Genomic DNA, 25,257 nt, shown 5'->3' on the forward strand with positions numbered 1-25,257 from the left:
TATGTCATTTATACAGAAATTTGCATTAAGAAATGTGGGAAGAAATAAACGCCGCTCCCTGCTTGCAGTCATTTCAGTCATGCTGTCTATTATGTTGATCATATTTCTCCAGGGATTGATCGGTGGTTTTCTTGATAACCTTGTTCATAATTATACGAAAAATGAGACCGGACATATCAGAATTGCAACTAAAGGATTTGAGGAACGAGCAAAATTCTTTCCAGTTACAGAGAATATACAAAATCCAGAACAGATCATAAAAGCAATTACTGATGATGAATCACTGAACAAAAAGATAAAGTCGATCAGCCAGAGGATCACTTTTGGGGTGTTGCTGACAAACGATGGTAATAACAAACAGGCAGTTGCCTATGCAGGTGATCCTGAAATTGAGAAAAATTTACTCATGCTTCAGAAATCACTTCTGCCTGGAGGTAGGTACCTGCAAAATGATGATGAAGCAATTGTAGGTAAGATTTTGGCTGATGACCTTGGTTATACACTTGGTGATAAGATAAGCGTTATGACACAGGGAAGCGACTATGCTCTTCATCTGAAGAAATTCACGATCGTCGGTATCTTTGAAACTGGACTTACATTGTATGATGAGAAGCTGTTCCAGATACCGCTTGAAGGTGCGCAGGATTTACTTCGTATGCCGGGTGAAGCACAGCAGATCGTGATCATGCTGGATAACTATCACGAATCAGAGAAGTTAGCTGAAGATATTTCATCGAAAGTGGCAAAGTATGATGTCATCGCTTCGGCATGGTCTGAGATTGGCGGATATGCAATGTGGGTTGATATGGCAAAAAGTATCTACAACTGGATCTATATTATCATAGCTTTTCTCGGTGCATTCATTATTGCAAACATACTGATGATGGTTGTTCTCGAGCGACGAAAAGAGATCGGTATCATCAAATCGATGGGATTTACCAATGGTCAGGTACTTTCCATGTTCGTGAATGAAGGCATGCTGCTCGGATTTATGGGAAGTGTTGTTGGTGCGATCATCGGAATTGGTATTGTGACCTTCCTGCACTATCATGGCATTGATTTCTCAAAGATGATGGGTGCTATTGAGTTCCCCATGAGTAATATTATCTATCTCAAAATAAATATTCTCAATTTTATTATTGCAGTCTTACTGGGCACGATCGTTTCGACGATCGTATCATTCTTCCCATCCAGAAGAGCTGAAAAGATGAAGATCGTCGATTCATTGAAAAGCGTATAAAAAGGAGTTATCATGAAAAAAATAACTGCGATGTTGATCTTTATATTGATTTCAGGTTATCTGTTTGGACAAAATTTGTTCCTTACAGGCCTTGAAATTCTACAAAGAATCGATGAAAATGAGTTTTACAGAACGATTGAATACACAGGCACGATGACCATTCACATTAATGATGAGGTGAGAACGAAAAAGATGACGACTCAGGCAAAAACTGATGGTCACAAAGCGTTGGTCGAATTTAACAATCCAGAGGATTTCGGCACCAAATATTTGATGATGGATGATGAATTGTGGATTTATTTTCCAGGTGAAGAAGAGGTGGTTAAAATATCGGGACACATGCTTAAGGAAGGTATGATGGGCAGTGATTTTTCCTATGAAGATGCTCTTGAAGCAAGCAAGATCGCTGAGAAATACAATGTACAAATTGCGAGACAGGATACACTGAATGGTCATGTATGCTGGGTGCTGAAGCTCGATGCAAAGATAAAAGATGTGCCGTATTATTCTCGAGAAATGTGGGTCGATCAGGAACTCTACGTCCCATGGAAAGAAGAGATGTTTGCAAAATCAGGTCGGCTTCTGAAAGAGATGAATGTGTTGGAGATCAAACAGTTTGGGAATCGATATTTTCCTGTGAAGTCTGAGATGGTGAATAAACTGAGAAAGAACAGCAAAACGGTTTTCGAACTCGAGGATATTGCCTTTGATGTTGATCTACCTGATGATATGTTTAGCTTAAGATATTTAAAGCATTAGGGTCAGTTATGAAAAAATATGGATTCAAAATTTTATTACTTGTTATGCTAACATCAAGTCTCTTTGCTGATACTCAATCGGGTTTACAAATATGGGGTTCGAATTTTATCGATCTCAGTGGATATCACTACCTGAATAATGAAAAAGACTCTCTCAAGATCGGTGCAATGAATACGTTTCGGTTGAATTTCCAGAACAGGAACAAGCGTTATGCAAAGATCGTTGGTAATCTCGACCTGATCATACCTTTTGGTTATACAGCAGACCAATTTCAGGATTTGAACGATACGTCGAATACACTCTCAACACCATATTATCCGCTCTTTGTTTATGGGAATACGCCCGTTCTACTCGACATCAGGAAATTATACGTTTCTGTGTATTTGCCATTTGCTGATATCTCTCTTGGAAGGCAGATTATCAATTATGGAAAGGGAGTCGTTTTCTCTCCAATCGATATGTTCTCGACAGTCGATGTGACAAATATCAATTTTGAACGACACGGCAGCGATATAGCTGCGATAAAGATACCGTTTTCATTCCTTTCCGGGCTTGATCTGATAACTGAACTTCCAAGAAAAAATCATGAGTATTCGACAGCAGTTCGTGGCTATTTGAATACCATGGGATTTGATTTCGCACTCAATACGATTTATAAGCATAGAGCAGAAGAGTTGATTGCCGGACTGTCATTTAAGGGTGATGCTTTCTTTGGCGTGTATGGAGAACTCGTTGAACATTTCGCAAACGATTATTCGGATAAATATTTTGAAGGAATGCTCGGACTTGATTATTCGATCGACAATACGTATATTTTTACAACTGAATATTATTACAAAAACAGCAATATACAAAATGAATGGGGGAAACATAATCTATTCTTGTCCTTCCAATATGTTATAAACGATCTTATGAATGTTTCTACACATGTGATAGGGAGTGATATCGGACAAGACAATCAAATGGTCATATATATGGGGCAGTTCTTCTACAATATCTTGCAGAATATAGATCTCATTACGTATGCTCGATATTTTTCATACAAAAACGATTTAGACATAGTACCCGATCTGGAATATGCGGTAAGGGTAGAGGTAAAGTTTTAAGATTTCATAAAGAAAAATTTAACCACGAAATGCACCCGGCTTCATTCAATGACAAGTGCCAGGCAAAAAAAAATGAAGCTAAATATTACATAATTTTTGGAATGCTGACAATTCTTAAACAAAAAAAACGACCGAAAGCATGACTTACGGTCGATGTATTTTATAACGAATATTGTTTATTCGAGCACAAAGATGTTTTTCTTTGCACAAATTTCTTTCAGTTTGTCGGGCCATACGGTTACGGTAACTTCACCGAGGTGGGCTTTTCTGAGGAAGTACATATAGGTACGTGCCTGTCCGATACCGCCGCCAATGCTCAAAGGAATCTGGTCATTAAGAATTGCTTGATGATAGGGAAGATCCAAGAAATCAAGCTGACCTGAGATCTTAAGCTGTTCTTTGAGAGTGTCTTTTGTAACACGGATACCCATTGAAGAAAGCTCATGACGACGTTTGGTTACAGGATTCCATACAAGGATGTCACCATTCAGTCCATGAGTTTGCATTCCGTCGGGACCTGTTGTCTCAGTTACCCAATCATCATAGTCTGCTGCTCTCATCTCATGAGGATAGCCATCCTTCAGCACCCAGCCGATTCCGATAATGAACACACCGGGATATTTTTTGATAATCTCTGTTTCACGTTGCTTACGAGGAAGATCAGGATACATTTCAAGGATTTCTTCAGCATGGATGAATTTAAGTTCTTCGGGGAAGTCTGGATATCTGCTGTCTTTAAGTTTCGGGAACATCTCCTGTGCATGCTTTCCAGCACCGCGGAGAACCTTCCAAATCTTTTTAACGACGGTTTTCAGGAATTCAAGATTCCTATCATCAGCAGTAATAACTTTTTCCCAGTCCCACTGATCGACATAGGATGAGTGGTCATGATCGAGGAAGTAGTCTTTTCTTACTGCACGCATGTCTGTGTTAATACCTTCTCCCGGCTTACAATCGAATTCTTTAAGAGCAAGCCTTTTCCATTTTGTGGCTGCCTGAACTACTTGTGCCTGGATCGGTTTATCAAGACCAAGTCCGCATGGGAACTGAACCGGGGATCGTGAACCGTCTCTATCTAGATAGTCATTCACACCACTTCGAACATCGACAATAAGAGGAACCTGAACCATGATCAAGTTCAGTTCTTTGCAAAGATTTTCTTCGATATACCTTTTCATTTCGTATAAGGCAATCATTGTTTCTCTTGGAGTCAGCAAGGATTTGTAATCATCAGGAAGTATTTGTTCTACTTTTTCATATGTGCTGATTCCTGGTCCTGCTAAATCTGCTTTTTTGTCTAACATGTTTCTTTTCTCCAATATTTAGTAATATTGGGGACAGCAGAAAAAATTATTTTGAGGATGTCAAATTTCTCAGAAACCAATAAATGTTATATGTGTATACGCTGTAAAAATGACCACAAAAAGCAATAAATATATTCCTCTTAAAATCTAAATCATCAACCTAGATCTGCGTACTTATAAAGATACAAAACTCGACATAAACATCAAGCCCAAAAGGTATTGGGAAAAAATAATTTCAGGATTATTAATGATCAAACGTTTTATTCCATATTACAAACCGCATAAATGGCTTTTCATCCTGGACATGTCCGTAGCATTTGTGGCTGCCATCCTCTCTGTTTTTTATCCGATCATAACACGAGATTTGCTCAAAACCTACATTCCGAATAAAGATTTGCAGGGCATTATCATGTTACTGGCTGTCATGGCTGGGATAATGATCTTCAAAACGATCTTTACCTACATTCGTATCCGCTGGGGACATATCATGGGTGTACGCATGGAAACCGATATGCGAACCGATATCTTTACACATTTGCAGAAACTCTCATTCAACTATTTTGATACGGTCAAGACCGGGCACATCATGTCACGTATCTCGAATGACCTGAACATGATTGCCGAAGTTGCTCATCACGCGCCGGAAGATCTGATAATCTCAGTATTCATCATTATTGGTTCTTTCATTGCGATGTTCTATTACAGCGTAGCACTTGCAATTATTGCACTTGTTCCTCTTCCCATTCTGCTTGTTTGGGGTCTTACGTATGGCAGAAGGATGAAAGGTGGATTCCGTCTTGTTCGTAAACGAATAGCTGATATAAACAGCAGCGTCGAGAATTCGGTACAGGGCATTCGTGAAGTGAAATCGTTTACCAATGAGCTGCTGGAAATGGAGAAATTCGAGCATATCAATTTCACTTTCAAGATGGCAAAAGAGAAGATGTATAAGATCATGAGTACATATTTTGCCGGTATGACATTCCTGACGGATTTTTATTATCTTGCTGTGATTGGCGGTGGTGTATATCTTATCTTCCTTGGTAAGATCGATGTTATTGATCTGCTTGCATTTACACTTTATATCAATTTTATTCTTAAACCGATCGAACGTTTGATCCATTTTACCGAACAGTTCCAGCAGGGAAGTGCAGCTTTCGAGCGATTCATAGAGATCATGGACATAGAACCGGATATCAATGACAAAAAGGATGCCAAAGACCTGCATAATGTCAAAGGTCAGATAGATGTGCGGAATATGTCTTTCAAATACAATAATTGTGAGGATTGGATTCTCAGAAATATTGATATTGAGATTCCTGCAGGTAGGACAGTCGCATTGGTTGGAGAATCCGGTGCAGGCAAAACAACGCTAGCTTCACTCATTCCAAGATTTTATGAAATCCAGGAAGGGTGCATATGTATCGACGAACATAATATTGTTGATATAAAACAGAAATCTCTGAGAGAAAATATCGGACTTGTGCAGCAAAGTGTATTTTTATTTGATTCTACGATTCGGGAAAATATTCTCTATGGCGATCCTGGTGCAACTGAAGAAGAACTGATCGATGCAGCACGAAAAGCAAATATACTTGATTTCGTCGAGTCACTTCCGGATGGATTTGATACGTTAACCGGTGAAAGAGGAGTGATGCTCTCGGGTGGACAGAAACAGCGAATCTCTATTGCGCGCGTATTCCTGAAAAATCCGCCCATTCTTATTTTTGATGAAGCAACATCATCATTAGATACAGAATCCGAAGCATATATTCAGCAAGCGATGGAAGAACTGGCACATAACCGCACAACGATCATCATTGCTCACCGACTCTCAACGGTGCGAAAAGCAGATCTGCTGTATGTGATGAATAAAGGTGAGATCGTTGAACAGGGCAGCCATGATGAACTCATGAAAAATGAGGGATATTATTATAATCTTTACACTAAGAACATGATTTTGTAATAAACGATCAATTACATAAAAGCAAAAATTTACAGAGGTCTTACATAGGGGTAACAATGAAAAAAATGATCTGTCTGTTATGGTTCATCATAGCAGTTTCCTGTCACGCGCAAGAATTATCTGTCCAAAAACCAACTAATCTTAATCAGCTTATTGATGACTATTTCCGAACCATCATTGAGCTTAATCCCAATACAGCCAGTCATCTTGGATTAGATCCTCAAGGTTCTTATCGCTATGATAAATCAAAACTAACTGATAATACCGAAGCTGCTTACCAGCATGAGCTGAACGTAGTAAAAGACTATCTCGAGCTATCAAAGGAATGTAACGATCTGTCATCTGATGATGAACTGGAACTCGCTGTTTTTCAGCATTATTTGCAGGATGTCTGTGATTCTGACAGGTATCGTTACAATTATTATAAGCTCAATCATCTTTTCGGATTTCACTATCAACTCATTAATCTATTCACCGAAAATCACTCGCTTCAGACGAGGCAGGATGCAGAAGACTACCTCTCTCGAATGGATCAGCTCTCGACATATTTCGAAAATCTCTTTATCGAACTGGAAGAGCGTGAAAAATGGGGTATCATCCCTCCAATTGTAATCCTGAATCAACTGCAGAATATTATCGATGACCAAAACGGACAAAATCCTGAAGATATCATTTATTATACTCATTTTGTTGATTGTTTACAAGATATGGATTTAGATGATAATGCAAAAAGCTTGTATGCTGAAAGAGCTCTCAAAGCAGTACAAGATCACATAGTGCCGAATTACAGAAAAGTATCAGAACATATTGAACAGATTAAGAAAAAAGGCGGATTAGCTCCCGGTGTGTGGAAGCTTCCTGATGGTGATGAGTTCTATCAATTTTGCCTGCAGAAACATACAACAACAGATCTTACACCTGAAGAGGTTCATCAGATCGGATTGCAAGAAGTTGCTCGAATCCAAGAAGAAATGCTGCAGCGATTTGAAGAATTGGGTTTTACGGAAGGTGAGAATTTTGTCGAGATTGAAAAACAGTACTGGAATTCTTTGCATGGAAGTGAATTCAATTATGTACAGAATGATTATGGCAGAAAACAGGCATTGGATGATTATCTGCAGATACTTGAAGAGACAAAAAAACGCCTATCAGAAATTTTTGGTAAGATACCCACGATACCTGTCACTGTGCGTGCAGTTCCCAAGCATAAAGAGCAATTTGCCGGTCAATATTATGACAGGGCACCGATCGACGGAAGCAGACCGGCTATTTTCTATACCAACCTGAGATGGCTGCCCCAAAAACCCAGCATGCAGACACTCCTGCATCATGAAACCATTCCAGGTCATCACCTGCAGATCGCTTATGCACAGGAACTCGCAAATATTCCGATGTATCGCAATTTTACTTTTTTCACTGCCTATATCGAAGGCTGGGCGCTATATGCGGAAAAACTGGCTTTTGAATTGGGATGGTATAACGATATTTACAGCGAACTTGGTTACTTGAATTCAGAACTGTTCCGAGCGGTGCGGCTGGTTGTGGATACCGGAATTCATTATAAAAAATGGAGTCGCGAAAAGGCAGCGGAATATATGACTCAAAATCTTTGTTGGGCAAGTTACGGTGAGATCGACCGCTACACGGTTTGGCCCGGACAAGCATGTGCATATAAGATAGGGGAGTTGAAAATACTCGAACTGCGTGAGAAAGCCAAAGATGCCTTAGGAGATACTTTTGATATTAAGGAATTCCATGATGTGATCCTGCAGAATGGTGCAATTCCGCTTGATCTGCTGGAGAAGGTTGTATATGAGTGGTTGGATGGGAAAATTAAATAATCTGTTACGATGAGCTTGTGGAAGTCTGATGTATTTAGGGGATTTTTTTCGACTCTGTTGCCCCTTGCTTCGCAATGGCAGGCAGACTCACAATTACAATTTTGAGAATCTGTAAAGGATTGTTAGATTAAAAAGTAATGTGAACGATCAAAGCGAGAATTGCCATTCCCGTTTTCGATATGTTTTACGTTTGCATGATATCATGCTTGGTTGAATTACAAACTTATTCCTGACCTATTTTATTTAACCTGTTCATTTCTCTTTTCCTGTCGATTTCCCTGAGTATCTTCTTTCGCATCCTGATATTCTTTGGTGTCACTTCCAACAGTTCATCATCATTAATGTATTCGAGTGCCTGCTCCAAACTGAACTGGCGTGGTGGAACGAGAACTATCGCATCATCGGATCCGGCTGCACGAACGTTTGATAGTTTCTTACCTTTGACGATATTCAAAACAAGATCATTCTCCCGAGAATGTTCACCAATGATCATGCCTGCATAAACTTCAACGCCCGGTCCGATAAAGAGCACTCCTCGTGCCTGGAAATTGAATAGAGAATATCCTGTGGCAGTACCTTTTTCCATTGCTATCAGTGCACCGCGGCTTTTTTTGTCTAAATCACCTTTGTAAAATTCATATTCATAAAAGCTATGATTGATAATACCAGTTCCACGCGTTGTGGTCATGAACTCATTTCTGAAACCGATTAACCCGCGAGCTGGCACTTTATATTCGAGACGTGTAAAACCATCATTTCCGGGAACCATATCAAGCATCTCACCTTTACGTAGTCCCAGCATTTCGATGACTGTTCCAACAAACTCATCTGCAACATCCACGGTCACAAGCTCGATTGGTTCTGTACGTTTGCCATCGAGTTGGCGGTAGATAACTTTGGGCGTTGAAACCTGGAATTCAAAGCCCTCTCTGCGCATATTTTCAATCAATATTGAAAGCTGAAGTTCACCACGTCCTTTCACAATGAACTCATCTCCATTTTCCGTTCCCTCAACTTTGATGCTGACATTTGTTTGAAGCTCTTTTTGGAGTCGATCCCAGATATTTCTGGATGTAACATATTTGCCTTCTTTTCCTGAAAATGGTGAGTCATTTACCTTGAAGGTCATAGAAAGAGTCGGAGCATCGATCTCGATAATGGGAAGCGGTTTGGGATTGTCTTTACATGCAGCAGTTTCTCCCACATCAACCCGTTCCATACCAGCGAGTGAAACGATATCACCGGCAAATGCTTTTTTTATTTCTTTCTTTTTCAATCCATCGTAATGGTAAATTTTTGTGATCCGATAGAGTAATCTTTCTCCATCACGCTTGAGTAAGACGACTTCTTGGCCCTGGCTTACCGTTCCATTCGTTATCTTTCCCGTACCGATCTTCCCGAGATAATTATCATACTCGATGGCTGAAACCAGCATTTGAAATGGTTTGGATTCATCACCTTCAGAATCTTTCACTCTTTTTACAATAGTCTCAAATAGGGGTATCAGATCGTCATTTTCATCTTCCATTTCATGCCGGGCATATCCATCTTTGCCTGATGCAAAAAGGACAGGGAAGTCAAGCTGTGAATCATTGGCCTGCAGGTCGCAGAAAAGATCAAACACCATTTCGAGAACCTCTGCAGGACGTGCATTTGGTCTATCTATTTTATTGATGATCACGATTGGATCGAGTCCAAGTTCAAGGGATTTCTTGAGTACATACTTTGTCTGCGGCATCGGTCCTTCAAAAGCATCAACAAGAAGCAGCACCGAATCCACCATTTTCATGATGCGCTGAACTTCTCCTCCGAAATCGGCATGACCGGGTGTATCCACAAAGTTAATTTTATAGTCTTTATAAGTGAGGGAGGCATTTTTGGAAAAGATCGTAATGCCGCGCTCTCGTTCAAGATCATTGCTGTCCATTATGCGTTCAGCGATTTTTTCATTATCCCTGAAAATACCTGATTGCTTGAGTGCTGCATCGACCAGCGTTGTCTTGCCATGATCGACGTGAGCAATGATCGCAATATTTTTAATTTTTTTCATTATAATTAGTTTCTTTTGTTTGTTTTGATAATCATTAAACTGTTTTGTTTTATTAAAAAAACGGCATGATCAAACGAGTGATCATGCCATTATGAAAGACAATTTTAACGTTTAATAAGATCGTCTAAAATCTCTGCGATTGTCTCTTTTGGGGCGAGCTTCATTAACTTTGAGGGAACGGCCTTTAAAGTCTTTCCCGTCAAGGTCGTTGATTGCTTTTTCAGCTTCGGATGAATCTGACATTTCAACAAATCCGAAACCTTTGCCGTCGATGACGATAACCTCAACGACATCACCACACTCAGAAAACAATTCTTTGAGTGAATCTTTGGTGACGGAATAATCAAGATTACCAACATAGAGTTTTTTACCTTGCATCGTTCTATTCTCCTATTTTTTATTTGTTCTTATACTTATCATGAGAATAGAGGTAAAAAATTCTACTTTCAATCGTAAATATTTTGAACGTATGCAACTTAACATGTAAGTTACTTATGGGTGACATAAAAAAATCAATACTATATGTCGTCAATGTTAGTGATAATTATTTTTATTGAGACATCCTCCCTCCTCCGATTTTTTTGACAAATAATCATCCTGAAAAAAAGTTCACATATCAAAATTCTGGAGTCTTCATGCTTAAAAAGATACATCCTACAAAAACCAAGGCTTGGCAAGAGTTAAAAAAGCATCACGACATAATGCAGCACGCATCAATGAAAGAGATGTTTGATAAAGATGCTGATAGATTTAAGAATTTCTCAATTCAGTTCGAAGAGATACTTCTTGATTACTCCAAAAATATTATTAATGAAGAAACACTAGAACTCCTCATTCAGCTTGCGAATGAATGTGAGCTTAAAGATGCAATTGATAAGATGTTAACCGGTGATTCCATCAATGAAACAGAACACAGAGCAGTACTTCACACAGCGTTAAGAAATTTCTCGGGCAAACCAGTTTTTGTGGATTGCAAGGATGTAATGCCTGAGGTCAAAGCAGTGCAACTGAAGATGAAAAAATTTTCTGAGAAAATGCTGTTCGGTGAATGGAAAGGATGTACGGGTAAAGCAATTACGGATATTGTGAACATCGGCATCGGCGGATCTGATCTCGGTCCGGTGATGGTGACTGAATCACTCAAACCGTACTGGAAGAAAATCACCCCAAATTTTGTGTCGAATGTTGATGGAACGCATATTGCAGAAACACTTAAGAATCTAAATCCCGAGACCACACTTTTTATGATCGCATCAAAAACCTTCACAACCCAGGAAACCATGACCAATGCACTTACTGCACGAACGTGGTTCCTTGAAAATGCAAAGAATGAGGACAGCATCAAGAAGCATTTTATCGCGATCTCCACGAATGAGGAAGGTGTGAAGAAGTTCGGTATTGATCCACAGAATATGTTCCGTTTCTGGGATTGGGTCGGTGGGCGTTACTCATTGTGGTCAGCCATCGGGCTTTCAATTGCCTGTACTATTGGCTACGATAATTTTGAGCAGCTTCTTAAAGGTGCCTATGCTATGGATGAGCATTTCAGGAATACATCATTTGGTGAGAATATGCCGGTCATCCTTGCATTGCTTGGGATATGGTATAATAATTTTTTCAATGCACAGACACAGGCAATTCTGCCGTACGATCAGTACATGCATCGATTTGCTGCCTACTTCCAGCAGGGAGATATGGAGAGTAACGGCAAATCAACAGACAGAAATGGAAATTCTGTGAACTATCAAACTGGACCGATCATCTGGGGAGAACCGGGCACAAATGGACAGCATGCATTCTACCAGCTCATTCATCAGGGCACAAAGCTCATTCCCTGCGATTTTCTCGCCCCGGCGATCAGCCACAATCCAATAGGTGATCATCATATGAAATTGCTCTCTAATTTCTTTGCACAGACAGAAGCATTGATGAAGGGAAAAACAGAAGCAGAAGTTCGAAATCAATTACAAAAAGCTGGAAAGAAAGATGACGAGATAGAAAAATTATTGCCATTTAAAATATTTCAAGGCAACAAACCAACAAATTCCATACTGTTCAAGAAATTAACCCCTTATACTCTTGGAAGTTTGATAGCGATGTATGAGCATAAGATATTTGTGCAGGGGGTGATATGGAATATTTTCAGTTTTGACCAATGGGGAGTAGAGCTGGGAAAGCAACTTGCAAAAAGCATTCTGCCTGAACTTGAGACTGATGAACATGTCAACGATCATGATTCTTCGACGAATGGTTTGATCAATGCATATAAGATGATGAGGGAGTTGAGAAAGTTGAATTCTATATTGATGGTATAAAGGTATCAACCGATATGACTGTACCATATGAATATGAATTGGATACTGGAACAGGAAAAAATGTTAATTATACAATTTATGCAAAAGCGTTTGATACAAGTAATAATAATACAAATTCTGAAACAATAAATATACTGGTTTGTGAAAATGGTACTGTTACGGATATAGACGATAACGTATATCAAACAAAAATGTTTGGAAATCAGGAATGGATGGTAGAAAACCTGAAAGTAAACCATTACAGGAATGGTGATCCGATTCCTAATGCTACAGATGGAAGCACATGGGCAGCTCTTACCTATGGTGCCTATTGTTATTATAATAATAATTCTAGCAATTCAGAGACTTATGGAGCTCTTTATAACTGGTATGCTGTTGAAGATAGTCGTGGATTAGCACCGGAAGGATGGCATGTTCCTACAGATGATGAGATCAAAGAATTAGAAATGTATCTTGGTCTGAGCGAGAGCCAGGCAAACAGCGAAGGCTGGCGTGGTACGAATGAGGGCAGTAAGCTTGCTGGTAGCCATGATTTATGGACTAATGGTGCAATGAGAAATGATCCTGAATTCGGCAGCAGTGGTTTCGATTTAATTCCTGGCGGATTCCGTAACTACTATAGTGGAAGTTTCTACAGTATGGGTTACTCCGGACGCTTCTGGTCATCTACAGAGAACAATAAACATCCCGCCTGGTATAGGGATGTGGACTATGATTATACGACTGTGTACCGTTATGGCTTCATTAAATGCGGTGGCTTCTCAGTACGCTGTGTAAAAGATTAGTATTTTATCAAAATAGAAATATTAAATTGTATCCACACATCCCAGCTTGTAAAGATGAGTTGGGTTGAAGTGCTTTATTATTTACCCGAGTTGTTCTCTTCACGACCGACTTGTGATATTTATTTAGTACAATTCATAATCTATATTTATCTATATAATCTGTGTGAACATGTCCGCCTAATGGTAGGATCAGCATGCTAACATCACTTTCTTTGACAAATAATCGTCCCAAATAAATTTTCACATATCAAAATATCAGGGGCAAAAAAAGAAGAAATGGAAACCAACATTATCATTCTCGGATCGTTCATTATTTTCATGGCTGCGCTTATACAGGGAACAACCGGATTTGGATTTTCGCTCTTTGCTGTTCCGCTACTGACGCTTTTTATCTCACCCAAAATAGTCATACCAATGATCCTTCTTGTATCAATGATCATCAATATTTCAGTTCTGTATAACAGCAGAAAATCTTTCAACTTCAAGGTTATTTTACCAATATTTCTTTTCAGTTTGATCGGCGTACCGATTGGTGCAAAGTTGTTGATCATTTTGCCTGATTATGTTCTTAAAATTATAATAGGTTTCTTCATCCTCATCTTTGGGTTATTATTTTTCTTCAATGTACATTTCAAAGTTAAGCATGAGAAGGTCACTCGTGCGATTGTCGGTTTCTTGAGTGGATTGCTGAATGGAAGTATTACCATGAGCGGTCCACCTGTGATCCTCTTCTTTGCAAATGAGAAAAAAGGTAAAATGCATTTCAGAGCACATCTTGCGTCTTTCTTTCTGCTTCTTACACTTGCAACGATTCCAGTTTACATCTATTATGGATTAATCACAAAAATAGTAATTAATTATACGCTGACCTTCAGTATTTCAGTCATTGTTGGAGTCATTGGAGGTAATTTGTTGATAAAGAAAATACACGACGATCATTTTAGAAAATTGACACTAATAATTATCATCTGTATGGGAGTATTAGCACTATATTCAGGAATAAGGGGAGTCATATCATGAAAATGCTTGATGTAATTGTCATTGGAGGTGGAGCTGCAGGAATGGTTGCAGCAATTTCTTCCGCCAGGAAAGGGGCAAAAACAGTTATAGTCGAACGTTTACCCCGCGTTGGTAAAAAGATACTCGTGACCGGAAATGGACGCTGTAACTTCTCAAATACGAATTTAAGTAAGAAAAAGTATCATGGAACCGATCCATATTTCATAGGATATACATTCTCGCAGTTTGGCAGTAAACAGATCATCGAGTTTTTTGAAAAACTTGGGATACTTCATAAAGTCGAAGATGAGGAAAAAGTATATCCACGATGTGACCAGGCAGGAGCAGTTCTTGATGTATTACGATATGAATGTCAGCGTTTGGTTGTAGAAGAGTTATGTGATCGGGAAGTCTCTGCAATAGTCAAAGAGAAAGATCAGTTTAAACTGCACATTCAAAATGGGGAAGAATATTTGTGTCATTCAGTTATTATTACTGCAGGAGGAAAAGCGAGTCCTCAGTTTGGTTCGAATGGTTCGGGGTTTGAACTCGCAAGCAAACTTGGTCATACAATTGTCGAACCTTTTCCGTCACTTGTTCAGATCAAACTGGAGGATGAGTTTCTCAATCATCTGAACGGCATAAAAGTACACGCAAGAGTATCACTGTATGCGAATGAAAGCCATATTGATACGCAAGAAGGAGAAGTACTGTTTGCAAAATACGGCATGTCTGGTATTCCGGTCTTACAGCTCAGTAGATATGTGTATCATCCCGAGTTGAAAGGAATGGAACTTATTTTGCATGTCGATCTCTTTCCGGAATTACAATTTCATGATCTGAAAAAGCTTATCTTAGAGCGATTCCAGAAGCTTCATTACAAATCGATTCAAGATGCGATGATCGGATTGATTAACAAGCGTATGATCCACGTAATTCTTTCGATAACCACTATTGATAGGGACAAACTTTGCGGTGAATTGAATTCAGTTGAAGTAGACGCACTTACGAATCAATTGAAGGATAGAAGATTTAAGATAAAGGGAACGCTATCATGGCGAGATGCTCAGGTTACCGCAGGTGGTGTAGCGACCGAAGAGATCGATGGGAAAACACTCGAGTCAAAGATCGTACCCGGTCTTTTCTTTGCAGGCGAAGTGATCGATATTCATGGAGACTCAGGTGGATACAATCTTGCCTGGGCGTGGGCATCAGGATATGTTGCCGGAATGTATGCGGGTAAGAGATGAATATCCAATGTCCAATAACCAATATCCAATGATGAAGGTGAATAAATTGAACGAATATGATTCCCTTCTCCTGGTGAGAAAAAGATCAATTTGGGTTGAGCAAATTGGGTTGCGGTCGATTGAAAAATATTCAAAATGTAAGATTGTCGAATAGGGATTTAATATGATAAATCTAAAAAAAAAATATGTTGATTTTAAACTTGGAAATTGGTCATTCCTTGTTGGCTATTGGATATTGATTTATGATCAGAATTGAAGAAATAAAACTGCCGATCCATGCTTCTCGAATGCAATTGAAAGAAGAGATTCGTAAGATACTTCAGTTGGATCCAGACGCATTTGATTATTACAAGTTGATCAAAAAAGCAGTTGATGCACGAAAAATGAATAACATTAAATTTGTGTATACTGTTGATGTGATAATTTCTAATATTACACTTGAGAAAAAAATCATAAAACGCATTAATGAAGCAAAATACAATAAAGTTAAGAAAAGACACAGGATACGAGTTGTCGAACCTTATTCTTATGAAATAGCGAGAATTCAATCCGAAAAAGCATTCCATCGACCAGTAATAATCGGTTCTGGTCCAGCTGGACTTTTTGCCGGTTTGCTTCTTTCAAAAGCAGGACTGCAACCTCTTATTATTGAAAAGGGAAAAGAGGTCGATGAGCGAGTAAAGGATGTTGAACATTTTATAAAAACAGGTGAACTCAACACATGCTCGAACATTCATTTTGGAGAAGGTGGAGCTGGCACGTTTTCTGATGCAAAACTGTACACACTTATCAATGATCATCGTACTAAATATATTTTTGATGAACTGATTGCTGCAGGAGCGCCAACTGAGATCGCTTATAGTGCACGACCGCATATTGGAACCGATAATCTTAGAAAAGTAGTCAAAAATCTTCGTGAGAAAATTGAGCAACAGGGTGGCGAATTATTATTTGAGCATGAATTGGAAGATGTTTTCATAAAAAACGATTCTATTCATCAGATTAAAATAAAAAATGAAATTCATAATGTTTCGCATCTAGTACTTGCAGTTGGTAATGCTGCACGTGATACCTTTGAAATGCTGTACAATCATGATATGCAAATGGAAGCTAAACCCTTTTCAATGGGAGTTCGAATCGAGCATCCACGTGAGTACATCAATAAACTTCAATATGGTGATTTCAATAAAGATAAGAAATTACCGCAAGCACATTACAAACTTGCTGTTCATCTAAAAAATGGAAGGGGAGTCTATACATTTTGCATGTGCCCAGGTGGTTCGGTTGTTCCTGCTGCAACGGAAGCAAGTGGTGTAGTCACAAACGGTATGAGTACGTTTGCGCAGGATAACATAAATTCAAATTCAGCACTTCTTGTTAGCGTTACACCCGACGATTATCCAACCGAACATCCGCTCTCAGGAATCCAATTTCAGAGAAGATTTGAACAGAGAGCGTTCACTTACGATGGAGGAGATTATTTTGCACCAACACAGCTATTGGGAGACTTTCTCGAAGGAAACTCAACATCGCTTTATAAGAGTGTTATACCAAGTTATAAACCAGGAACTCATTCTGGAGATTTAAGAGAGTGTTTGCCAGATTTTGTATATGAGAGTTTAAAAGAAGCAATACCTCTTCTTGATAAGAAAATGCCTGGTTTTGCGTACCCGTCAGCCGTTTTGACTGCAATCGAGACACGCAGTTCATCACCAGTTCGCATCATTCGTGGAGATGATCTTCAATCAAACATCAAAGGGATTTTTCCGGCTGGCGAAGGAGCAGGATATGCTGGTGGGATTGTATCTTCAGCGGTTGATGGCATGAAGGTTGCAGAGAAGATTATTGATTTGTACCGGGGAGCACTATGACAAAAGTACTGTTCATCTGGAAGGTCAGAGATGAGTTAAAATATTATGTAAGCAAGGGGCTTTCGTCGTTGGATGTAGAGCTCATCTTTCCTCAAAACGCGAATGAGGAATTCTATTTGGAACATGCCCAGGATGCAGACATTATCGTTGGATGGCGACCGACCCAAGCACTCCTCGATAGTGCATCGAAACTAAAATTATTCATAAATCCAGGTGCAGGAGTGCAACATCTACTTCAGATGTTTGGTGAATTACAACGAAAAAAAGACATTGTGCTTGTAAATGGACATGGAAATGCATATTTCACTGCCCAGCATATCGTCGGTTTGCTCCTTACATTGATGAACAAGATCATACCGCATCATAATTGGATGGTTGAAGGAAAATGGCGGCTTGGAGATACAGATGCGAAGTCAATACCGTTACGTGATAAGCACATCGGGCTCCTTGGGTATGGGAATGTAAACAAAAGAGTGCATACATTTCTGAGTACATTCGATGTTTCTTTTTCAATCTTAAGAAAATACTGGGATAAGGATGAAGATTATCAATATCCGACACATTTCGATAAATATTCATTTTCAGAGCTGCATGAATTTCTCAAATCAACCGATATCCTTATTATTGCAATTCCATTGACTTCCTTAACTGAAGGATTAATTGGTGAAAAAGAACTGAAACTTCTTGGTAAAGAAGGTTTACTTGTAAGTGCCGGTAGGGGGGCAGTAATTGATGAAAAAAATCTCTATGAAGCACTGAGAGATCGAACTATAGCCGGTGCTGCAATTGATGTATGGTATGACTATCAACCGGAACCTGATAAAGAGGAAAGAAAATTCCCAACAAAATTCCCATTCCATGAACTTGAAAATGTAGTCCTTTCACCTCACAGAGCAGCTTCTCCATTTGACTATCTGCGACGTTGGGATGAGGTGATAGAGAATATTAACCGTTTTGTAAGAGGAGAGAAGAAATTTCTCAACGAAGTGAATGTTGAAGAGGGTTATTAAATTCAATGCTAAATCTTAAATCCTTAACATACCCAGAATTAGAAGAGCTGATTAAATCAATAAGTGGGAAGAAATACAGAGCTACGCAGCTTTTCAAAGCTATACACCAGCAGTATGCTGCTTCAATTCAGGAAATCGATCTGCTCCCCAAAGATCTCAGGAATAAGTTAGCTAAGCAAAACTATGTCGATACACTTGTTATTGAAAAGCGTTTTGATTCACAGATAGATGGAACAAAAAAATATCTGTTCCGATTACATGATGACCATCTGATCGAAAGCGTATTGATGAGATACAAGCATGGCTACAGCGCGTGCCTTTCCACCCAGGTGGGCTGCAGAATGGGATGCCTGTTTTGCGCATCAACAAAGGGTGGGCTGGTAAGAGATTTGAGTGCAGGTGAGATTGTCGATCAAGTCTATCATATTCAGCAAGATGCTGGAGTAAAGATCTCTAATATTGTACTTATGGGAAGCGGCGAACCGCTCGAAAATTATGAGAATGTTCTAAAATTTCTTTCAATTATCCATGATGAAAATGGACAAAATATCGGATACAGACATATAACATTATCAACTGTTGGAATTCCAGAAAAAATAAAACAACTCGCTGATAAGGAATTGCAGATCACGCTTTCGATCTCACTCCATGCACCGAATGATGAACTCAGGAAGAAGATAATGCCGATTGCACAGAAGTATTCAATCAAAGCAATTCTTGATGCATGTAACTATTGTATAAAGAAAACTCATCGCAGGATCACTTTCGAATATGCTTTAATAAAGGGCTTGAATGACTCTGAAGATGATACACGACAACTTGCAGCATTACTGAAAGGTATGCTCTGTCATGTGAACCTTATCCCTATGAATCCGATAAAAGAGTCGGAACTACAACCTTCATCAAAAAAGAAAACTCAACAGTTTTGTGATACACTTACTTCAAAAAGAATAAATGTAACAATTCGTAGAGAATTAGGAGGAGATATTAATGCTGCATGCGGGCAGTTGAGACGGGATTATTATTTAACCACGAAAAGCAAAAAAAATAAATAAAGAAGAGTAAGAGTGTGGATTAACAAAAAATTGTTGACAAAAAAGTATAGAAAATTTTGGGATTTACTTGTTAGTGTATTCATCCTCAAAGCCATAATCTAATTAAATCAAATATTTTAATGATAGAAAAGAAACTAGAATTACATATTGGAGGACAAAGCATGAAAAAAATCATTATTTTGGTTGTTTTAATTTGTGTTTCATTCTTTATGTTTTCGTGCAGTAAATCAACAGACACAGATACAACAGCTCCAACAGTTACCATAACTTTTCCGGCAAATAACCAGCAATTCACACAAGGGGCAGTTATAACAATAACTGTAACTGCAACAGATGCAAGAGGTATTAAAGAAGTAAAATTCTATATTGATGGCACACAAGTTGGAACAGACGATACGACTCCGTATGAGTATGAATGGGATACCGGTGCACTTAAAGATACCACGCATTCTATCTATGCAAAAGCGTGGGATAATAATGACAATATCGGTACATCAAGTACGATCAATGTTACACTAACAAACACAGTCACAGACTATGATGGAAATGTTTATCATATCGTAAAGATCGGCGATCAAGAATGGTTATTGGAAAACTTGAAAGTAACACATTTTAAAAACGGGGATGCAATACCTCAAGAAACTGATAATGCAACATGGGCTGATTTAACCACTGCAGCATACTGCATGTATGACAATTCTACTACATACGGACAGGCATATGGTTATTTGTATAACTGGTATGCGGTTAGTGATACAAGGGGACTTGCACCTGAAGGATGGCATATCCCGTCAGATGAGGAGTGGAAAGAACTTGAAATGGCTCTTGGTATGTCGCAGGCTGAAGCTGATGCAGTAGGTTGGAGGGGTACTGATCAGGGTGGTCAGTTGAAAGAAGCCGGGACAACACACTGGGCTAATCCAAATACTGCTGCTACAAACACTTCGGGCTTTACTGCTCTGGGTGGAGGACGACGCAGCGGATCAACCGGTTATTTTACATCAATCGGGAATTATGCATTTTTCTGGACTTCTACTGAATATGATGCTGATAATATTTGGACTCGCTGGCTTGCCCATGATACTTCACAAATTGATCGAACAGGTTATCCCTTGAAGGGTGGTTACACAGTCCGATGTGTAAGAGACTAAATAGAAAAAAAAATTTGGAGTGTTATGAATATTCATAGCACTCCTTTTTTTATATTTGAATGCTACTTTAATCAAAATATTGACAAATATTTTTAAATAAATACGCATGGGGTATGTTTTTGGCAGTCATATTATAAACTTTTTAAGGAAATGATGAAAAAAATACTACTCATATTTGTTTCTATTTTTGCTATATTGTCAATCTCCTGTAATAACACCGGTCCTGACCCTGAACCAATCACGGTTACAATAACTTCTCCGGAAGATTCTCAGGAGTTCCTTAAAGGGGATATTGTTACGATATCAGCCACAGTTAATGAAAAATCTGATCTATATTTTGTTGCTTTCTTCATTGATGATGTCGATATGGGGTGTGATTTTGAACCACCGTATGAGTATCAATGGGACACTGAAATAGCTAAGAATTCTGATCATAGTATCTATGTAGAAGCATGGGATATGAAAGATAATACCGGAACTTCAAATGTTATACATGTCACTCTTATTACATCAATTACGGATATTGATGGGAATCAATACAATATCATTAAGGTTGGTTCCCAATATTGGTTGAAAGAGAACCTGATAGTTACCCATTATCGAAATGGAGATAGCATTCCAATTGTTACTGTTGATGAGGACTGGATCGTTCAGTCTGATGGAGCTTGGTGTAGTTACAATAATTCTTCGATGTTTGATAAAGTATATGGACATTTGTATAATTGGTTTACTGTGAAGGATGATAGGGGATTAGCTCCGGAGGGATGGCATGTTGCAACACTGAATGAATGGCAGGTATTAATTGAATTTCTTGGAGGTGATGGCGTGGCTGGAGGGAAATTGAAGGAAGTTGGAAATACTCATTGGAATATCCCCAATACAGGAGCAACAAATGAAAGCGGATTCACAGCGTTACCCGGTGGATATCGAAGTACTTATTATGATGGTGAATTTTTTCATTTGGGATATAATGCACATTTCTGGATGTTACAAGAATCAAGCGACATGTATGCGGAATATATTCATCTTCATTATGATTTTCCTAATGTTTTTATAAGTAATGAAGACAAAAGGGATGGTTTTTCCGTTCGTTGTATAAAGAACCAAGAAAATTAAGTTTATTGACAAGCTGTTTAACTAACTAATTTACATCAAAAGATTCAACAGGAAGTTCTATGCGTAGACTTATTTTTTTGTTGTCGCTTATTATTATCTTCATATTCAATCCATTGTTCGGGAAGAAACAAATCCTAGATGTTGAACCCTATCCATACAAATGGCAATTCCAGCAGGATACAAAACCGATTAAAACTGAAATAATTGGAAATCCCTTTGATTATGCTGGAAAACGGATTGGAATTGACGTTCGCAATTTCGAGCTTCCAAAAGCATATGAAAATTCATATCGACTTGCATGCAGATTTCCACTCATTGATTATATCTCGAATCAACCGCTGTATATGAAACAATGGGCTGAAGAAGTAAGTGACACCTTTTTGATTATTCAAAAGCAGAGGCGAATTGAAGTAACCGGATATGCTTTGGAGTTGTTAAGAGATACTGAAACATTTCCTTCCATGAAAATCTCGCATGATGTTGATTTATTCAAAGATTTTAAAGATATGTTGTTCTTTCGCTCCTTTACTTCGGAATATCGTATGGCAGTCTTAAATCTTGTTGAAAACTTTCTTATTGCAAAATCAATGATAACAAAAGCAAAGGAAGATCTGACTAACGAAGATCTGAAGTTTTTTAATGATAATCCCGGTTATTTTCTCATTCCTGATGGAGAACATATGCCTTCCTTAACCGGAGATAATTCAACTCAATTAGACTTCATTAAGCATGCAAGGAATGTTAAGTTCCAGTACATATTCTTTGCCGCAAAGATCATGTCAGAAGCAATTTATAGATATTGGGATACTGTTAAAAACATGGAGGTATCAGACATATATTCAAAACCCGCAGCCTATGAAGAACCATTCATCTATGTGACAAATTCCCTAAGGATCGTAATCAGGGGTATCGGAAATGATGTCTATACAAAAGATGCAGATCTGCTCATTGACGTGGGTGGTAATGATGTTTATCAAAATAATGCAGGGGGATGCAGGTCGAGTTTTGAAGAAATCGCAGTGTGTATCGACCATACAGGAAATGATTTATACCAAGCTGGAGAAGATCTCTATGTGCAGGGATTTGGATTTCTCGGATGTGGTTTTCTCGTAGATTTCCAGGGGAATGATATATATGAAGCAAAACATTTTTCACAAGGAGTTGGAGTCTGTGGTATTGGTGTTTTGTGGGATGTGGAAGGTTTTGACAGTTATGATGCTCACGGAATTTGTCAGGGTGCTGGAATAGTCGGGCTTGGCATGCTATTGGATGACGCAGGAGAAGACCTTTATGATTGTTCCACAATCGGACAAGGGAGTGCAACAACCCTAGGTTTGGGCATTCTCTCTGATCTTGAAGGAGATGATCGTTACTATCTCGCAATTGACGAGTCGAAGGATAAACTCGGCTATCTTCCCGGCTATGGTCAGGGTGGAGCACTTTCATTTAGAAATTACCCATGGAAAAAAAAACTTACTGCATATGGTGGTGCTGGATTACTATTAGATGCATCAGGTAATGATCGATATTGGACAAAGGGCTGGAGTGATCAGGGTGGGAGTTACATCATGTCTTTAGGCGCACTTGTTGATATTCAAGGAAATGATCACTATACGGCTAATACTGGCCAGGGGAGTGGCATTCATATAACTAACGCGATCCTTATCGATAAAGACGGTCATGATATCTACGAAGGAGGATTCCGAACTGGAGGATCGGGAGGAGACAGATCCCCGGGATTTTTGCTGGACTATGCAGGAAACGATGTATATAGATCTCACACTTCTTCTTATGGTACAGGAGTAAAACCTTCAAGTTACTCACTTTTTATTGATTATCTCGGTGATGATACGTATATCTGCGATAATCCAAAGGACAAAATAACATTCAACAATTGGCAGAGTTTTGGTGGTGTATGGCCAGAATCGGATCCCAATAATTGGCCTTATGCATTATGCTTTGATCTTGAAGGTATTGATGACTATCAGGTTCTCTACCACGAAAACAATTGTGAAAGATCGAGTTTTGGACATGGAATTTTTATCGATATGGAATGGAGTGGGGGAGATGTTATCGGTCATGTAGATAACACTTTGAAAGAGCAGCTTTTACCGCAAATTCCTGATGATGTCATTCAATCGGAATACAATGAAAATATTCGAGGATTATTATCTCCCAGTACATTTATGCGATTTCAAACGATAGGTAAACTTATTAGTGACTCTATCAAGGTCATACCGTTACTTGCTGAGATCTTAAACATATCAGAAAATAGAAGTTTAAACAGAGATATACTCGAAATTATTCATTATAAGTTAGTTGAAAATGAAATTAATGAAGCTATAGAACAATCTTTGATAAATTGCTTGAGTTCTCCAGATGATGAGGTGCGATATATTATTGCTGATGATATTGGAATGTGGAATATTGCATGCGGTGAAGAAGCTCTGATTCAGTGTGCACAAACTGATACTTCTGCAGATGTTAGGTTTGCTGCTGTACAATCCCTAATGCGTTTTAAATCAAAAAAAGCTCTTCCTTTCGTACGCAGATTGAGTGAGAAAGATCATTCAGCTGATGTCAGGAGAATAGCTGTTAAATATCTTGGCATCATAGATGATGGCATCGATCCTTTTCCGTTACTGAAATATGCCCTTGAACACGATTCTTCTCCAGCTGTCCGGGTGGAAGCTGCAAGATCACTGGGAAAACGAAATGATGAACGAGCTGTTCCACTCCTCGAAAAAGCAGCTCAGTCCTTTGATGCCTATCTACAACGTGCAGCGGGGAAAAGCCTTGCTGATATGGGGTATATTGAAGGAATAGAGATACTCATTGAATCTCTTTCATTTCCCTCAATCGATGCATTTGAAAACTACAATTATAATATTCCTAATTTTATTGCAATGTACACGGGAAATGATTTTTCTGAACAAGTCCGTTATGATCTGCATACATGGAAGGATTGGTTCGACAAGAATAAGGATTCTATCAATATTGAAGTGAATATTGACATTATGGAAAAGTATAATCTGCTGATTGACTCACTATCCTCATTTGAACAGGTGAGTAAAATTCAGCCACTTGATAATTTCGTGAATAAATATCCTCATTTAATGAAAGCAAAAAAGGATCTGGCTTCGATTCTCAATAATGTAGCATGGGATTTGGTTACTGCTCCTACAGGTACAAGGAGGTATGATCTTGAGAAAGGACTCGAGTATGCGCTGCGTTGCGTCGAGTTAGATCCTCAGCTGAATTATATTGATACTCTAGCTGAAGCATATTTACAAAGCGGATTATATCAACAAGCTCTTGACATATGTAATGACGTTCTTAAAGACCACCCTGAGAATTCAATGTTTATTGACCGAAAATCAGTCTGTGAATCATTTCTCAATAAATAATCATTAACATATTGACGGAAATATTTCATTTT

The 25,257-nt window shown here is 38.7% G+C and carries 18 protein-coding genes; 15 read left to right on the forward strand and 3 right to left on the reverse strand.

Annotated elements, in window-relative coordinates:
• Nucleotide 1: 1 nt before the first annotated feature.
• Genes JW794_01175 through JW794_01185 form a run of 3 tightly spaced genes read left to right on the forward strand, consistent with a single transcriptional unit; the run spans nucleotide 2 to nucleotide 3,105 of the window.
• Nucleotides 2–1,240 (forward strand): ABC transporter permease, encoded by a 1,239-nt coding sequence (locus tag JW794_01175; protein ID MBN2016738.1) that lies wholly within the window; start codon nucleotides 2–4, stop codon nucleotides 1,238–1,240.
• Between the two features lie 12 nt (nucleotides 1,241–1,252).
• Nucleotides 1,253–1,999: an outer membrane lipoprotein-sorting protein gene (locus JW794_01180; GenBank protein MBN2016739.1), complete on the forward strand. Its 747-nt coding sequence runs from the start codon at nucleotides 1,253–1,255 to the stop codon at nucleotides 1,997–1,999.
• Nucleotides 2,000–2,007: 8 nt separating this feature from the next.
• The gene (locus JW794_01185; protein MBN2016740.1) at nucleotides 2,008–3,105 is read left to right on the forward strand and encodes a hypothetical protein; all 1,098 of its coding nucleotides are present in this window, start codon (nucleotides 2,008–2,010) and stop codon (nucleotides 3,103–3,105) included.
• A 176-nt stretch (nucleotides 3,106–3,281) separates the two neighbouring features.
• Here JW794_01185 and JW794_01190 read toward each other — a convergent pair whose 3' ends face one another.
• Nucleotides 3,282–4,409 (reverse strand): aspartate--ammonia ligase, encoded by a 1,128-nt coding sequence (locus tag JW794_01190; protein ID MBN2016741.1) that lies wholly within the window; start codon nucleotides 4,407–4,409, stop codon nucleotides 3,282–3,284.
• Between the two features lie 247 nt (nucleotides 4,410–4,656).
• On the opposite strand from JW794_01190, the gene JW794_01195 reads away from it, so the two are divergent.
• Entirely contained in the window at nucleotides 4,657–6,375 is a 1,719-nt protein-coding gene (locus tag JW794_01195) for an ABC transporter ATP-binding protein (protein ID MBN2016742.1), read from the forward strand.
• A 56-nt stretch (nucleotides 6,376–6,431) separates the two neighbouring features.
• A complete protein-coding gene (locus JW794_01200) occupies nucleotides 6,432–8,216 on the forward strand; it encodes a DUF885 domain-containing protein (protein ID MBN2016743.1) in 1,785 nt (594 codons plus the stop codon).
• 223 nt (nucleotides 8,217–8,439) lie between these two features.
• Here JW794_01200 and typA read toward each other — a convergent pair whose 3' ends face one another.
• Nucleotides 8,440–10,266, reverse strand: coding sequence for a translational GTPase TypA (typA, locus tag JW794_01205; GenBank protein MBN2016744.1), 1,827 nt, complete (start codon nucleotides 10,264–10,266; stop codon nucleotides 8,440–8,442).
• A gap of 111 nt (nucleotides 10,267–10,377) precedes the next feature.
• Entirely contained in the window at nucleotides 10,378–10,644 is a 267-nt protein-coding gene (locus JW794_01210) for an RNA-binding protein (GenBank protein MBN2016745.1), read from the reverse strand.
• Between the two features lie 257 nt (nucleotides 10,645–10,901).
• On the opposite strand from JW794_01210, the gene pgi reads away from it, so the two are divergent.
• From pgi to JW794_01260, 10 genes are all read left to right on the forward strand, one after another.
• A complete protein-coding gene (pgi, locus tag JW794_01215) occupies nucleotides 10,902–12,581 on the forward strand; it encodes a glucose-6-phosphate isomerase (protein ID MBN2016746.1) in 1,680 nt (559 codons plus the stop codon).
• Between the two features lie 14 nt (nucleotides 12,582–12,595).
• Nucleotides 12,596–13,366, forward strand: coding sequence for a fibrobacter succinogenes major paralogous domain-containing protein (locus JW794_01220; GenBank protein ID MBN2016747.1), 771 nt, complete (start codon nucleotides 12,596–12,598; stop codon nucleotides 13,364–13,366).
• Nucleotides 13,367–13,684: 318 nt separating this feature from the next.
• Complete coding sequence (locus JW794_01225) at nucleotides 13,685–14,386, forward strand: sulfite exporter TauE/SafE family protein (protein ID MBN2016748.1); 702 nt, start codon at nucleotides 13,685–13,687, stop codon at nucleotides 14,384–14,386.
• Nucleotides 14,383–15,615 (forward strand): NAD(P)/FAD-dependent oxidoreductase, encoded by a 1,233-nt coding sequence (locus JW794_01230; GenBank protein MBN2016749.1) that lies wholly within the window; start codon nucleotides 14,383–14,385, stop codon nucleotides 15,613–15,615. Before JW794_01225 ends, JW794_01230 begins: the two co-directional genes overlap by 4 nt.
• Before the next feature lie 242 nt (nucleotides 15,616–15,857).
• Nucleotides 15,858–17,486 carry an NAD(P)/FAD-dependent oxidoreductase gene (locus tag JW794_01235; GenBank protein ID MBN2016750.1) on the forward strand — a complete coding sequence of 543 codons (1,629 nt, stop codon included), beginning with the start codon at nucleotides 15,858–15,860 and terminating at the stop codon, nucleotides 17,484–17,486.
• Nucleotides 17,483–18,496: a hypothetical protein gene (locus JW794_01240; GenBank protein MBN2016751.1), complete on the forward strand. Its 1,014-nt coding sequence runs from the start codon at nucleotides 17,483–17,485 to the stop codon at nucleotides 18,494–18,496. Before JW794_01235 ends, JW794_01240 begins: the two co-directional genes overlap by 4 nt.
• Nucleotides 18,497–18,501: 5 nt before the next feature.
• The gene (gene rlmN / locus JW794_01245) at nucleotides 18,502–19,551 is read left to right on the forward strand and encodes a 23S rRNA (adenine(2503)-C(2))-methyltransferase RlmN (protein MBN2016752.1); all 1,050 of its coding nucleotides are present in this window, start codon (nucleotides 18,502–18,504) and stop codon (nucleotides 19,549–19,551) included.
• Between the two features lie 161 nt (nucleotides 19,552–19,712).
• Nucleotides 19,713–20,702: a hypothetical protein gene (locus JW794_01250; GenBank protein MBN2016753.1), complete on the forward strand. Its 990-nt coding sequence runs from the start codon at nucleotides 19,713–19,715 to the stop codon at nucleotides 20,700–20,702.
• 153 nt (nucleotides 20,703–20,855) lie between these two features.
• Nucleotides 20,856–21,818, forward strand: a complete 963-nt coding sequence (locus JW794_01255) for a hypothetical protein (protein MBN2016754.1) — start codon at nucleotides 20,856–20,858, stop codon at nucleotides 21,816–21,818.
• A 59-nt stretch (nucleotides 21,819–21,877) separates the two neighbouring features.
• Nucleotides 21,878–25,225 (forward strand): HEAT repeat domain-containing protein, encoded by a 3,348-nt coding sequence (locus JW794_01260; GenBank protein MBN2016755.1) that lies wholly within the window; start codon nucleotides 21,878–21,880, stop codon nucleotides 25,223–25,225.
• Nucleotides 25,226–25,257: the final 32 nt, after the last annotated feature.

It is taken from the genome of Candidatus Cloacimonadota bacterium (assembly GCA_016932035.1).
Taxonomy (GTDB): domain Bacteria; phylum Cloacimonadota; class Cloacimonadia; order JGIOTU-2; family JGIOTU-2; genus Celaenobacter.